Source organism: Flavobacterium psychraerolatum (assembly GCF_025960985.1).
In the GTDB taxonomy this organism is placed as follows: domain Bacteria; phylum Bacteroidota; class Bacteroidia; order Flavobacteriales; family Flavobacteriaceae; genus Flavobacterium.
In genome coordinates this window covers 1-13676 of sequence record NZ_JAOQMX010000043.1, presented here as the reverse complement: position 1 = coordinate 13676, position 13676 = coordinate 1, and the positions used below count along the sequence as shown (strand labels likewise).

General features: G+C 31.5%; 11 protein-coding genes. 8 read left to right on the top strand and 3 right to left on the bottom strand.

Annotated elements, in window-relative coordinates; genetic code table 11:
* Window positions 1-5 precede the first annotated feature (5 nt).
* Window positions 6-3020, bottom strand: a complete 3015-nt coding sequence (locus M2326_RS14275; protein WP_264620223.1) for a tetratricopeptide repeat protein — start codon at window positions 3018-3020, stop codon at window positions 6-8.
* Window positions 3021-3303: 283 nt separating this feature from the next.
* Here M2326_RS14275 and M2326_RS14270 point away from each other — a divergent pair, with 283 nt between their 5' ends.
* From M2326_RS14270 to M2326_RS14260, 3 genes are read left to right on the top strand one after another with little or no spacing between them, the layout of a single operon-like run.
* The gene (locus tag M2326_RS14270) at window positions 3304-3987 is read left to right on the top strand and encodes a cell division ATP-binding protein FtsE (protein ID WP_264620222.1); all 684 of its coding nucleotides are present in this window, start codon (window positions 3304-3306) and stop codon (window positions 3985-3987) included.
* Complete coding sequence (locus tag M2326_RS14265; protein WP_264620221.1) at window positions 3987-4871, top strand: glycosyltransferase family 2 protein; 885 nt, start codon at window positions 3987-3989, stop codon at window positions 4869-4871. Before M2326_RS14270 ends, M2326_RS14265 begins: the two co-directional genes overlap by 1 nt.
* 6 nt (window positions 4872-4877) lie before the next feature.
* Window positions 4878-5816 carry a glycosyltransferase family 2 protein gene (locus M2326_RS14260; protein WP_264620220.1) on the top strand — a complete coding sequence of 313 codons (939 nt, stop codon included), beginning with the start codon at window positions 4878-4880 and terminating at the stop codon, window positions 5814-5816.
* Window positions 5817-5824: 8 nt separating this feature from the next.
* Here the strand turns inward: M2326_RS14260 and M2326_RS14255 are convergent, their stop codons facing one another.
* Together M2326_RS14255 and M2326_RS14250 are read right to left on the bottom strand one after the other, a co-directional pair.
* Window positions 5825-6922 carry a glycosyltransferase gene (locus tag M2326_RS14255; RefSeq protein WP_264620219.1) on the bottom strand — a complete coding sequence of 366 codons (1098 nt, stop codon included), beginning with the start codon at window positions 6920-6922 and terminating at the stop codon, window positions 5825-5827.
* Between the two features lie 49 nt (window positions 6923-6971).
* The gene (locus M2326_RS14250; protein ID WP_264620218.1) at window positions 6972-7376 is read right to left on the bottom strand and encodes a sugar 3,4-ketoisomerase; all 405 of its coding nucleotides are present in this window, start codon (window positions 7374-7376) and stop codon (window positions 6972-6974) included.
* Window positions 7377-7611: 235 nt separating this feature from the next.
* Here M2326_RS14250 and M2326_RS14245 point away from each other — a divergent pair, with 235 nt between their 5' ends.
* From M2326_RS14245 to M2326_RS14225, 5 genes are all read left to right on the top strand, one after another.
* Window positions 7612-8499 carry a glycosyltransferase family 2 protein gene (locus M2326_RS14245; RefSeq protein ID WP_264620217.1) on the top strand — a complete coding sequence of 296 codons (888 nt, stop codon included), beginning with the start codon at window positions 7612-7614 and terminating at the stop codon, window positions 8497-8499.
* A 244-nt stretch (window positions 8500-8743) separates the two neighbouring features.
* Window positions 8744-9379, top strand: a complete 636-nt coding sequence (locus M2326_RS14240) for a TetR/AcrR family transcriptional regulator (protein WP_319800847.1) — start codon at window positions 8744-8746, stop codon at window positions 9377-9379.
* Window positions 9369-10697, top strand: coding sequence for a TolC family protein (locus M2326_RS14235; protein WP_264620216.1), 1329 nt, complete (start codon window positions 9369-9371; stop codon window positions 10695-10697). The genes M2326_RS14240 and M2326_RS14235 overlap by 11 nt, the downstream gene beginning before the upstream one ends.
* Before the next feature lie 5 nt (window positions 10698-10702).
* On the top strand, window positions 10703-11782 hold the full coding sequence (locus M2326_RS14230; RefSeq protein WP_264620215.1) for an HlyD family secretion protein: 1080 nt from the start codon (window positions 10703-10705) through the stop codon (window positions 11780-11782).
* Window positions 11783-11801: 19 nt separating this feature from the next.
* A complete protein-coding gene (locus M2326_RS14225; RefSeq protein WP_264620214.1) occupies window positions 11802-13385 on the top strand; it encodes an MDR family MFS transporter in 1584 nt (527 codons plus the stop codon).
* Window positions 13386-13676 lie beyond the last annotated feature (291 nt).

Genomic DNA, 13676 nt, shown 5'->3' with positions numbered 1-13676 from the left:
AAAAATTAGTTTTGAATCGATGAATTAGTTTTAGCCTCTTGCGATTTGATCATCGCCAATTCTTTTTTGGCCTCTGCAACCACCTCTGGATAATCTGTAAAATTCTGAATCACGTTGTCTAAAATATAAGTGGCTTGAAAACTATCTTTCAAACCGTAAAAGTTTTTGGCCATAACAACCAAGCCTTTTGCACCATAATAACGGTAACTTGAGTAACTTTTGGCAATTTTTTGAACGGTAACATTCGAAGCTTCGAATTTTCCGTCTTTGTTTTTGAAATAAGCGTCATAATACAAAGATTCAGCAGCTAACTCACCTTTAGCAATTGTGGCAAGCTTGGCATATCCCGCTCTAGCTTTTGCCTCATCTCCAGTTTGCATAGCAGAACGTGCTATGATAATTTGAGCATCACTTTTGACATTATCATCAATTTTTGAAGCGTTCAATACCTTTTCTGCATAGGTTACTGAATTGTTATAATCTTTTTTCTCATAATAACACTTCATCAAATTGGATTGTGCGAAAATTTTATTTTGCCCCAACTCTGCTTCATTTTCTAAACGTTGTAATATAGTAATGGCTTTTGTTTTATCTGTATTTTTTAAATAAATCTGCCCCAAACGAGTAAGTGATTGCTCAGTAAATTCATTTCGTGGTTGACCTACAACGTATTCATAATTCGCAACCGATTTACTCTCCATTCCTTCCGAGAAATAAGTTTGTGCCAAATAAAAGTTGGCTTGTAAACTGTGTAGTCCTCTTGGAAAACTAGCTATATATGCATTGAATCCTGAGATTGCTTGACTATAATTTTTTTGACTATATTGTTTATTTGCCGATTCGAAGCTATCATTATCTAACTCAACATCTGTAACGGCTACAAAATCTAATGTATGTACCCAAGTTGCATATTCATCTACATGACCATTATCAACATAAATTAATCTTGCAGTAGAAACTGCTTCAAGTGCTTCTGGAGTTTTTGGAAATGCAGCAACTACTTTCTTCAATTTAGTTAAAGCTAAATCACTTCTATCAGAGTTATAGTAAATCAAACCTTGTTTCAAAATAGCTCTTGGTATGTATGAACTATTTTTATATTCTTCGATTAAACGGTCGTAGGTTTTTAATGCCGAATCTTGTTTGTTGGTAGCTACATACGTATTTGCTAATTCGTACATGGCATCATCTCTATAGTTTGATTTTGGATATAGCTTAATGAAGGTATTTAATTCCTCTATTTTCTTATCATTTTTACCAATGAAACCATAGCAAAGCGATTTTTGATAGTATGCATAATCTGCATCAAAATTATTATTTTCAATAACCTTATTATATGCTTCCATTGCTGGATAATACTTTGAATTCACAAAACGACAATCTGCCAAACGCAAGTAAGAATCATTCAAACGATCTTTATCACTTTTTGATTTATCAATTTGATTTTGAAAATAAATAGCCGCTTGGTCGTAATCCTTTAATTTGAAATATCCATAGGCGATATTGTAATTAATATTTTTGAATTCTGGAGTTTTTGCAGCAGCAGCCATACCCAAAAATTGTTTGAAACTCAACAATGAATTGCTATAATCGTCCAGTATATTTTCGGTTTCCCCTTTCCAGAATGTTGCTCTCGCAGTAAATTCGGCATCGACTTGGTTTTCTAGTGATTTTTTGAACATCCCTGCAGCTCCCAAATAACCTCTGTTGGTATATAATTCTAATCCTTTATAAAAGGTCACTTTTTGGTAAGCTCCTTTATTTTCTGGTCTTTTATTTTTTTCTAATAAAACTAAAGCTTCTGAATAATTTTTTGATGAAATATAAGAATCAATCAATAGTTTCTCGACTACGGCTCTATTGCTATTGTTTGGGTATTTAGTAATAAAACTAAGTAAAACTTGCGGCGTACTTTGGTAAGAATTACCAATTTCATAACTCAGTTTAGCATAATTCAAGCTAGCATCTTCTTGTATCGCTAGATCAAATGACATTTCTGATGCGTTCTTAAAAGCATTAAGTGCTTCTTGTTTTTTATTTAGTTTCAAATAACTTTCTCCCAAATGGTAATATGCATTTTGAGAGACTGCATCTTTACCACCTATAATTTTATTGAACTGTGTAATTGCTTTTTCAAAATCATTTTGTTTATAGTAAGCATAACCCAATTGATAATAATCTGTGTTATTCCATTTCCCTCTTTTACCATTGTAAAGAGTTAAATAAGAAATAGCTTTATCATATTTTTTTTGGTTAAAATAGCTTTCCCCAATAATTTTATTCAATTCTGATTTTTCAATGGCCGTAGATTTTGCCATTGCTTTTTCTCCAAGTTCGATTGCTTTTTCAAAATTCCCTTGTTTGAAATTCATATCGGCTTGATAGTACGAAAGCTTTTCTTTGTACTTTTCATCTCCAGAAACATCATCAAAATATTTATTGGCTTGTGCATAATCATTCCCTTCATATGCCATAAAGCCAAGATAATATTTGGATTGTGAACTATAGACTGGGGATTTAACTACTTTATTAAAGTAATTAGCTGCTTCTTTTTTATCTCCTGATGCAAAAAGGCAATATCCCTTTTGAAAATTATATTTGTCTCTTCCTTCGTAACTCAACTGTGTTTCGTCAACATCTGCAAAGGCTTTTAGCGCATCTGCGTAATTTTTTTGTTCAAAATAATAATGAGCAATTTCAATATTTGCTAAATTACTTTTGGCGCTCGTAGGATAATCTGTCAAAAAACGATTAATCAGTACTTCGGCATTCCCGCGATTTAATCGAATAGCACAACTGGCATTATAATAGGAACAGTCTGAAAGTACTTCTTGGTTTTTATTCTCCAAATAAACTTTTTCGAAAAGTGTTTGAGCCGAAGCAAATTGCCCATCTCGGTATAGTGAAACTGCTTTGTCAAAATCTTTTAAATCGTGAGTATATATAGCCGATTTTTGTGCAGAAAGTGTCATTGCATTTGCAAAAGCCAACAAAATGTAGAGCCTAGAAAATTTACGCATTGTATATGTTTTTTTTATCTATTCAAAAGTATTATATTCTACGGATTATAACGAATTGAAATCTATTTTTATTACAACCATTTTAAAAAACATGTCATTTTTATGATGATTAATCCGGAATTACCACGTTCAGGCATAGCAACAATGATGCCTTTTTTATTAAATTAAAATTAAAAAGCAGAACAAAATAAATGTTTTTAAAATCAAGTAGTTATATAATGACAAAATATATTTTGAATCCAAGCGTTAACTTCTTACTTTTACGCAATAAATAATATTCACTATGTCTTTACCTATTCTTTCCTTAAAAAACGCAACGATCTCGCAAGAAGATAAAATCATTTTATCCAACATTAATTTGGAGGTTAATCGTGGCGAGTTTATCTATATCATCGGAAAAACCGGTTCTGGAAAAAGTAGCTTAATGAAAACACTTTATGCCGATTTAATATTAAAAGAAGGAGAAGCAAATATTGTTGATTTTAATTTAGTGGGACTAAAAGATAATGATATTCCGTTTTTGAGACGAAAAATCGGAATTGTGTTTCAAGATTTCAAATTATTACCAGATAGAAGTATTAGAGAAAATATGCTTTTTGTATTGAAAGCTACAGGATGGACAGTTAAAGACGAAATGGATCGCAAGATTGATGAAGTACTTGACAAAGTTGGCATGAAAAGATATGCAGACAAAATGCCTCATCAAATTTCTGGAGGAGAACAACAACGTGTTGCTATTGCAAGAGCTTTGTTAAACGACCCTGAGTTGATTCTAGCTGATGAACCTACAGGGAACCTAGATCCTCAAACGAGTACAGAAGTTCTTGAAGTACTACGAAAAATAAATGAAAACGGAAAAACGATCATTATGGCTACACATGATTATGCCTTATTAATGAAATACCCTGCAAAAACTTTGAAATGTGAAGATGCTACCATTTTTGAAGTGGTGCAAAGAACGGTATAATGCTATCGATACTCATACCGACATACAATTACAATGTTTACCCCCTTGTTACAATACTAAAAGTAGAAGCAGAAGTACTTGAAATCAATTATGAAATTCTTGTTCAAGATGATGCAAGTCAAGAATACCTATGCGAAAACAGTAAAATAAATACTTTAAAAGGATGTAATTATACCATAAATAGTCATAATCTAGGTCGAGGAAAAAATATTAATATGTTATGTTCAAAATCAAAATATGATTATATTTTAATTTTAGAATCTGATTCATTACCAAACAACTCTTCTTATCTTAAAAATTATATTAATCTATTATCAAAATCCCCCGAAGTGATTTTTGGTGGTGTGGAATACCCAAATAATACTCCTGAAAGTAAAAAAATACTTCGCTGGAAATATGGTAGAAATAGAGAATGTAAATCTCTGAATCATAGACTTAAAAACAATTATGATTTTGTTTTTACATGGAACTTGCTCTTAAAGAAGGATATTCTTATAAAATATCCTTTTCCAGAATATATAAATGACTATGGTTATGAAGATTCTATTTTTATAAAAACGCTTCGAATACATTCAATTTCAATCAATCATATTGAAAACCAATTAACTCATTGTAATGATCAATTTAGTATTGAATTTATAAAAAAAACAGAAAGAGCTGTACAAACACTCTTCAACTTAAATAACAATAATAAGATAGATTCTAAAGACATTAAACTAACCCTTATTTATTCTATTTTAAAAAGAGTATATCTTACAGGAGTTCTGAAATTAATTTACAGTATAAGTAAAAAACGAATACTAAATAACTTAACATCCCAGAAACCATCATTATTTCTATTTGACTTATATAAACTTGGGTATTATTGTAATTTACAAAAATAATTTATCATGCCATTAGTATCCATTATTATACCTCTATACAATAAGAAAAAATATATAGAGAAAACAATAAGCAGTGTTCTCTTCCAAAGTTATCAAAATTTTGAATTGATAATTGTTGAAGATTGTTCTAATGATGGTAGTCTAGCCGAAGTTATTAAAGTAAATAATGATCAAATTAAAATAATAAAACACGATTATAATCAAGGGCTTTCTGCTTCAAGAAATACAGGTATAAAAAATTCAAAAGGCAATTATATTGCTTTTTTAGACGCTGATGATTTATGGAAACCAGACTTCTTGGAAGAAATAATAAGCTTAATACATGAATTTCCATCAGCATCCATTTTTGGGACGAATTATGAAGAAGTAGTAAAGAATGGAAAAACACTTCTACCCGCAAATATTGCGAATACACTCCCTAACAGATCATTAATTAATAATTATTTTTTAACAAATATTACACAACCATTATTTTGCTATTCTGGTATCTGTGTAAAAAAGGAAGTTTTTGAAAAAGCAGGTTATTTTGATAATCAAATAAAATTTGGAGAAGATATTGATTTCAATATCCGAATAAACTTACTCTATAAATTAGCATATTCAAAGAAAGCATTAGTTCAATATTTAATACATGTAGAAAATCAAATTACTCAAACTAATTTGGGTTCAAAAAAAATCACAGATTTTGAAAAATATGAAAAAGCGAACCTTAAAAATTCATCTTTGAAAAAATTTTTGGATTTTCAAAGGTATACGCATGCTAAAATTTATAAACTAGAAGGCAATAACTTAGCTTCTGATAAATTAATTAAAGAAATTAATTTATCAAACCTCAATTGGAAACAAAAAATCCTATTATTTACTCCAGTAAAGGTACTGCGAATAATAAAAAAAACAAAATACCTGCTTCTAATCAAAGGTTATAGATTCTCAACCTATCGATAAGAAACCAATTAATTATTCTTAAAAATAGTCAACCATTGTTTCCCTATTTTATCAATAGAAAAACGAGAAATACTTGTTTTTGCATTTAATTTACAATTTGCATATAATTCAGTATCAGTAATCATGGTATTCATTGCATCAATCAAAGCCTCACCATTTTGATTTTCAACTAGCAATCCATTTTCTTTGTCTATAATAATTTCACTAGGCCCAGATAAACAATCAAAAGACACTACTGGTGTACCGCAGGCTAAACTTTCTGCAAGAACCATTGAAAATCCTTCATATTTGCTTGTCAACACAGAAAACAAAGCTCTTCTGAAATATTTAAATGGATTATCTACCAGTCCTTTAAATTCAACTAGGTTTTCTATTCCTAAAATTCTAACTTGGTTTTGGAGTTCTTTTCTTAATTTCCCATCTCCTAGTAGTACCAATTTCACATTTCGATTGGGCAAACAGGTTTTCGAATAGCAATCAATTAAAACATCAAATTGCTTTATGTTGTCTTTCATTCTACCAACTGCCAAAATATAATCTCCAACAATATCAGTTTTATCAAAAGATTTCTCTTCAATATGAGTTAAATCAAGTGGGTTAGAAATAGTTTCCAGATTACTCAAACCATACAATTCTTTAATCCTTGTAGTGATGGGTGATGATACAGATAGTATTAATGATTTATTATAAATAAATTTTGCTTTCCAATTTGATTTAGGAAAATACAGATAAGTCATATAACTATGAACCCAAATAATCAATGGAGCATTATATATAAATTTAGTTATTATCAATTCCTGCAAAAAATGATGTTTGGTGCGTGCATCAATAATGTAATCAAAGGTGTTTTTTTGAAAAAATTGGTACATTATCCAGAATCTTTTCAATCGATGAAAATAGCCTTTTTTTAAATCAGGTATCCCTAGATTCAATAATTTTCCTGCGTACTCATACTCTACTTTGTCTATAGAAATAACATGATGAACATAACAATTATTTCGTTCTAAAAAAATGGATAATTGTGCCGCACAACGTTCCGCACCGCCTGTAGCTAACTCCTCACCTACAATACAAATAGAAAGTTTTTTATTTGGTGAAAAATTCAATTTTTTAATGTTTTAGTAATAAATAATACCATTGAAAACTATTTAAATTTTATATTATTGACTCGTTTTTATATTTTATAAAACCCTCTAAATCTCGTATATAATCTTCTTCACAAAAAGTTTCCGATGCAACGACTAAACAAACTGATCCAGATGAAAAATTTTTTATCTCACGCCAAATACCAGGGTTTATCAAAAGTCCTATATCAGGTCTATTAAGAGTTATTTTTTCTTGATCAACAGCATCGTTCAGTATAACATCAAAACTACCGCTTAAAGCGATTAAAATTTGTTTCAGGTTTTTATGAGCATGTCCTCCACGTTCAGCGCCAGAGGGAACGTCATACAAATAATATACCCTTTGAATAGTAAAAGGGATCAAATCACCTTCTATCACTGATAAATTACCTCTTGGGTCTTCTATTTTGGGTATTTTGATTAGTTCTATATCCATGATAATTATTTAATTGCAAAATTCTTATTATTTTACTTAAAAAGTATAATTTAAATCTGAATTTATTTACATTAGCACAATTATACTATTAATATTTGTTTAAAACAAATTATACTTCTATCAGTAGTAATCAACAAGTTCACATTTTCGATAAAGTAACAAATTTTAGTAATCTATTTTTTTATTTCAATTACGACCTCTATTTTTGCTTTTACAAGATCTTCAATTCACATTTATGCAATCAAAACCATTGGTGACAGTTATTTGTATGTGCTACAATCATAGTGCATATGTCATTGAATCATTAAATTCAGTTCTCAATCAAACCTATCCAAATATTGAACTTATTATTGCAGATGATGCTAGTATAGATAACTCCAAAGATATTATTGAAAATTGGTTGATGCAATATCCTGAAATCCCTTTTGTTTCTAATTTAGAAAACATTGGTAACAATAAAACCTTTAACAAAGCCTTTATGTTATCAAAAGGAGATTATTTTATTGACTTGGCTGCTGATGACGTTTTGACACCAGATTGCATTGAGAAACAAATAAATACTTTTTTAAGTTCTGAATATGAGAATATTGGAATGGTTTATGGAAATGCTGAATTAATTTCTATTGACGGTAATCATCTTAGCTATTATTACAATATAGATGCGGCATACAAAGCAACTCCTCCCCCACCTTCTGGAGACATTTATTGTTCAGTTATTGGATATAGAAATTACATTTGTTCTGTCAGCTCTATGTTGAAACGAGAAACATTTATAGCCTTAAATGGTTATGATGAAAAATTAGCTTTCGAGGATATGGATTATTGGTTTAGGTGTTCCCGAGACTATAATATCGTTTTTATAGATGCAATATTGGTAAAAAAAAGGGTCATACCTAATTCACTAGGAAGAGTTTTTTACAAAAAACTAAACCCCTTTACAAATAAGCTTAATCATACTGTTTTATTAGTTATTAAGAAAGCAGTAAAAATGAACAAAACTAAGGAGGAGAATAGAGAATTACTCAATCGCATTTACCTTGAAATGGACAAAGCTATGCGAACTCTAAATTTGCCCCTACTTCTAAAATATATCCCAATGGCATTTAAAATGAGATTTAGTTAGTGTATAATTATAAAAAAATTACCACTCAAATATTTAAAAACCAGCCACCTTCTATAAAATCCATAGTAATAAAATTGTTTTTTACAGCTGTAAAAAAGTACACTAGATAACGAAATCAAATCTCTGGAATCTTAGATTTATTTTTCTACATTCTTTTTTTATCATGTTAATCATATGTTAAACAGAAACTAAACACTTGTTTAAACTAAACACTTGTTTAATTTTGCATTCCAATAATGAAACTATGATGAGTTTGAATACAGATTTTAACGAAAAACAAATTGAGATTCTATTAGTAGCCGAGTCTTTGTTTGCAGATAATGGTTTTGAAGGTACCTCTATCAGGACTATTGCAAAAAATGCCAAAATAAATATCGCTATGGTATCTTATTATTTTGGATCGAAAGAAAAGCTACTACAAGCCTTAGCTAGTTATCGTTTGAAAGATTTAAGATTTGAAATTGAAAATTTAGTAACAGAAAAATTAGATCCAAGAGAAAAAATGAAACGTTTAATTTCATTATACATCAACCGTTTTAATTGTAATAAAGGAATTTACAGAATATTACATTTTGAATTAGCTGGTGGAAAGTCAAATATCAAACTTGAAATTCTAGATGATATTAGACTTAAAAATTTTAATGCTTTAAAACGAATTATCGAAGAAGGTCAAGCACAATTAGTATTTAAAAAAGACGTGACTATTGAGTTAATCACTCCAACAATCTTGGGTACCTTCTTTCACGTCTATATGAATAAGATTTATTTTCAAAATTTATTACAGCTTGAAAAGGAATCGGATTTTGAATATTATATAGAAAACACAGTTACAGCACACATACAACAAACTATAAAAGGACTTCTTATCTATGAAAATTAATCCATACCTAGTATTAGGAGTATCATTATTCCTAATGCCTAGCCTGCAGGCGCAGGTCAAAGAGAGTTTGAAACTCGAAGAAGCCATTCATTTGGCTTGGAAGAAAAATAGTGAAGTATCACTAGCAGATTCCAAAGTTTTATCCAAATCGTTGGAGGTACAGTCGGTAAAAAATCGCATGTATCCCGATTTGAAGGTTTCAGGTCAATACCAACGTTTGACCAATGCAAAAGTGGACTTGCAAACGGGCGGTAGTTCTTCTAGCACAGGTGGAACCCCGGTGGTAAATCAATTAATATTGGGCCAAGTTACCGCTTCCTTACCCATATTTAGTGGTTTTAAACTTCGCAATAGCGTTAAAGCTTCAGACCATATGTACGAAGCCGAAACTGCAAATGCATTGCAAACCAAAGAAGATGTTGCTATGCGAGTAATTGATTATTATGCCCAATTGTATAAGGCACAAAAAACAATTGATCTATTAGCTGAAAACAAAAAAAGTGCTCAACAAAGAGTAGAAGATTTTATTCAATTAGAGAAAAATGGTATAATACCTAGAAACGATTTACTTAAAGCGCAATTACAAGTATCAAAGTTACAGTTGTCTTTGGACAAATCAACTAGTGACTTAAATACACTCAACTTTGAATTAACCAACTTTTTAAAATTAGACCCAAGTACTGTTGTAGAAGTATTCGAAAGTGATTTTGCAAATTTTGACATGAGCGGTATTCCTACCAGTGACGAAACTGCTCTTGGAAATAGAAAAGATTTGGAAGCTGTTCAATTAGCACAAAAAGCAAGTCTAGATAATGTTGCAATAGCTAAAAGTGGTTACTATCCTACTCTTGCGCTTGTTGGTGGTTATACTACATTGGATCTTAAGAATGTAATTAATGTGCAAAATGCAATAAACTTTGGAGTTGGTTTATCTTATGATTTAAGTGGAATTTTAAAAAATGGTACTACTGTAAAATTGGCTAAAAGTAAAGCGGATGAAGTAAAAAATGAAGAAAAAGTTCTAACTGATTACATAAAAATTCAAGTAAAACGTGCTATGGAAACATACGAATTGTCCTTGAAACAAGAGCAAGTCTATACAGAAGCAGTGGGTCAAGCAACAGAAAATTATCGAATTATAAAAGATAAATACGATAATGGATTGGCAGATACCAACGATTTACTCGAAGCTGATGTGGAGCAGTTGGCTTCTAAAATAAACAAAACGCTGTCTAAAGCAGATAGTATTGAAAAATACTATGCCCTATTATCGGCATCAGGACAATTAAATCAAACATTCAATCTTTCAAAAATATAATCAAAATGGAAAAGAAAAAAACTAATACTAAATTTATTATAATCGTTTCTGCACTTGTAATTTTGGGTGGTGCTTATGGAATATTCAAATACATGCACTCACTGGCTCACGAAGAAACAGATGATGCTCAAATTGAGAAAAACATGAACCCGATTATTCCAAGAGTTTCTGGGTATATTGACAAAGTATATATCAAAGACAATGATTATGTTAAGAAAGGCGATACATTATTCACTATTGATTCCAAAGAGTACCGTTTAAAAATTGATGAAGCGAATGCAAATTTAGCAAGCGCTGAAGGAAATTTTGAAGTTTCAAAAGCAGATATCGGAAGTGTTTTGGCAAGTGTATCTGTATCAGACGCTAATGTGCAATCTGCAGGTGGAAACATTCAGTCTGCAAAAATCAAATTGGGTCTAGCTACCAATGATTTTAATCGTTACAGCAATTTATACAAAAGCCATACCATAACAAAACAACAGTATGAGCAAGCATTAGCGGCTAAGCAAGAAGCAGAAAACCAAATCAAAATATTAGAACAACAACAAAAGGCCTCTTCTTTTCAAAAATCGGTTTCACAAGCAAATTCTAAAGTGTCTGATAAACAAACTGAAGTAGCTGCTGCAAATATTAAAAAAGCAAAATCTATGTTGGAGACTGCTCAATTGAATTTGACCTACACAGTTATTACTGCTGCTATTGATGGTCAAGTTTCAAAAATTGATATTCAACCAGGGCAATTAGTGCAACCAGGACAATCTCTATTCTATATTATCAATAACAATGTAGCTTGGGTTATTGCAAATTTTAAAGAGACACAATTGAATAAAATGGTTGCAGGACAAAAAGTAACTTTAAAAGTAGATGCTTACCCTGATTATGAGTTCAAAGCGACTCTAACTTCTTTTTCTCCAGCTACCGGATCACGTTTCTCAATTTTGCCTCCAGACAATGCTACTGGAAATTTCGTAAAAACGATTCAGAGATTACCCGTAAAAATCAGCATCGACAAAGACAATGATGCCGAAAAAATTAAACAACTACGTCCAGGAATGAATGTGGATGTAGATGTACACATAAAATAAAATTTTATCATCAATACAAATGACACAACAAGGACAAGATGACTTAGTAGAATACGGATTCAGACGTGTTATCATTACGATAACCGCAGTACTCTGTGCCTTATTGGAGATTGTAGATACCACCATTGTAAACGTAGCATTGACCAATATGCGAGGGAGTTTGGGAGCTACGTTAACGGATGTTGCTTGGGTAATTACTGCCTATGCCATTGCCAACGTAATCGTGATCCCTATGACGAGTTGGCTATCACAGCAATTTGGACGTCGCAACTATTTTGCAGTTTCCATTGTAATATTCACCGTCTCATCTTTTTTATGCGGAAACGCAACCAATATCTGGGAGCTCGTAGCCTTCAGGTTTGTACAAGGACTTGGTGGAGGTGCCCTCTTAGTTACAGCACAAACGATTATTACAGAGAGTTATCCAGTAGCAAAACGAGGTATGGCACAAGCCATTTACGGTATGGGAGTTATTGTTGGACCTACACTTGGACCACCTTTAGGTGGTTATTTGGTCGACAATTTTTCATGGCCTTACATTTTTTATATTAATATCCCACTAGGTATTATTGCTACCTTATTAACGCTAAGCTTTGTACGTAGTCCAAAATACGGCGAAAAACTTAAATCCAATCAAGTCGATTGGATTGGTATTGTTCTTTTGGCAGCTTTCATTGGATCATTACAATTTGTTTTAGAGCATGGTCAACAAGACGACTGGTTTAACGATGAGTTAATAGTAACCCTTAGTACCGTCTCTGTTTTTGGACTTGTATTGTTTATCTGGAGACAAATGACCTACAAATACCCAATTGTAAACTTAAGTGTTTTAAAGGATGGAAACCTACGTATTGGAACCATAATGAGTTTTATTTTAGGTTTCGGTTTGTATGGATCAACCTTAATCATTCCAATCTATACACAATCAGTTTTAGGGTGGACCGCACTAGATGCTGGATTATTATTAATTCCAGGTTCCATTACGACAGCCTTTATGATGCCAATCGTGGGAAGAATGATTCAAAATGGTATTCCTCAAACGTATATGGTTGCAGTTGGTTTTTTTACCTTCTTTATTTTTACCTTGATGATGCATAATGTAATGACTCCAGATACTGGTGTTGAGCATTTATATTGGCCTTTAATTTTAAGAGGTGTTGGACTAGGGTTGTTATTTGTTCCCATCACGACCATGTCACTTTCTACCCTATCTGGAAAAGGAATTGGTGAAGGAGCTGCTTTTACTGGAATGATGAGACAGTTGGGGGGATCATTCGGAATCGCAATTATCACCACCTTTATTACTCGTTTTAGTCAAAAACATCGCGTTGATTTAGTTTCCCATTTAGATGGAAGTAAATTTGAAGTACAGCAACGTTTACACCAATTACAAGCAGGTTTTATGTCAAAAGGATATACAGCCAACGAAGCCCTGAAAAAAGCCTATCAAGCCATAGACTTTTCGGTTATGAAACAAAGTACTGTACTATCTTATATGGATATATTTATGTATCTCGGAATTTTATTTTTGCTCTGTATCCCAGTTATATTATTGGTTAAACCAGGAAAATCAAAAATAAATCCTGCCGACGCCATGCATTAAAAGATAAATTAGGGCGTGTCCCTCCGTAAACTACGGGTCAGGCTCTTCGCTATATCTTTTTTGGGGCAGAAAAAGCCCCAAAAAAGGATACCGCTACGATCCTTCACGCAAATAACATAATCCACAAAAAAAGCTGCATTTTCAAAAGAGGGCACTGAAAAACATCGCATATTTTGATTATCATTGTTTTTTAGACAATAAAAAAACGCTTGTAACAGGATTTATATAATCCGTTGCAAGCGTTTTCCTTTTTAATCTTGATTTTTAATGTTGGTTCAATAAGGCTATTTT

Bases quoted from the DNA above. Each gene is read 5' to 3' on its own strand.
- M2326_RS14225 (WP_264620214.1), top strand. From the start codon at position 11,802: ATGACACAACAAGGACAAGATGACTTAGTAGAATACGGATTCAGACGT.
- M2326_RS14230 (WP_264620215.1), top strand. From the start codon at position 10,703: ATGGAAAAGAAAAAAACTAATACTAAATTTATTATAATCGTTTCTGCA.
- M2326_RS14250 (WP_264620218.1), bottom strand. From the start codon at position 7,376: ATGGATATAGAACTAATCAAAATACCCAAAATAGAAGACCCAAGAGGT.
- M2326_RS14270 (WP_264620222.1), top strand. From the start codon at position 3,304: ATGTCTTTACCTATTCTTTCCTTAAAAAACGCAACGATCTCGCAAGAA.
- M2326_RS14260 (WP_264620220.1), top strand. From the start codon at position 4,878: ATGCCATTAGTATCCATTATTATACCTCTATACAATAAGAAAAAATAT.
- M2326_RS14275 (WP_264620223.1), bottom strand. From the start codon at position 3,020: ATGCGTAAATTTTCTAGGCTCTACATTTTGTTGGCTTTTGCAAATGCA.
- M2326_RS14235 (WP_264620216.1), top strand. From the start codon at position 9,369: ATGAAAATTAATCCATACCTAGTATTAGGAGTATCATTATTCCTAATG.
- M2326_RS14240 (WP_319800847.1), top strand. From the start codon at position 8,744: ATGATGAGTTTGAATACAGATTTTAACGAAAAACAAATTGAGATTCTA.
- M2326_RS14265 (WP_264620221.1), top strand. From the start codon at position 3,987: ATGCTATCGATACTCATACCGACATACAATTACAATGTTTACCCCCTT.
- M2326_RS14245 (WP_264620217.1), top strand. From the start codon at position 7,612: ATGCAATCAAAACCATTGGTGACAGTTATTTGTATGTGCTACAATCAT.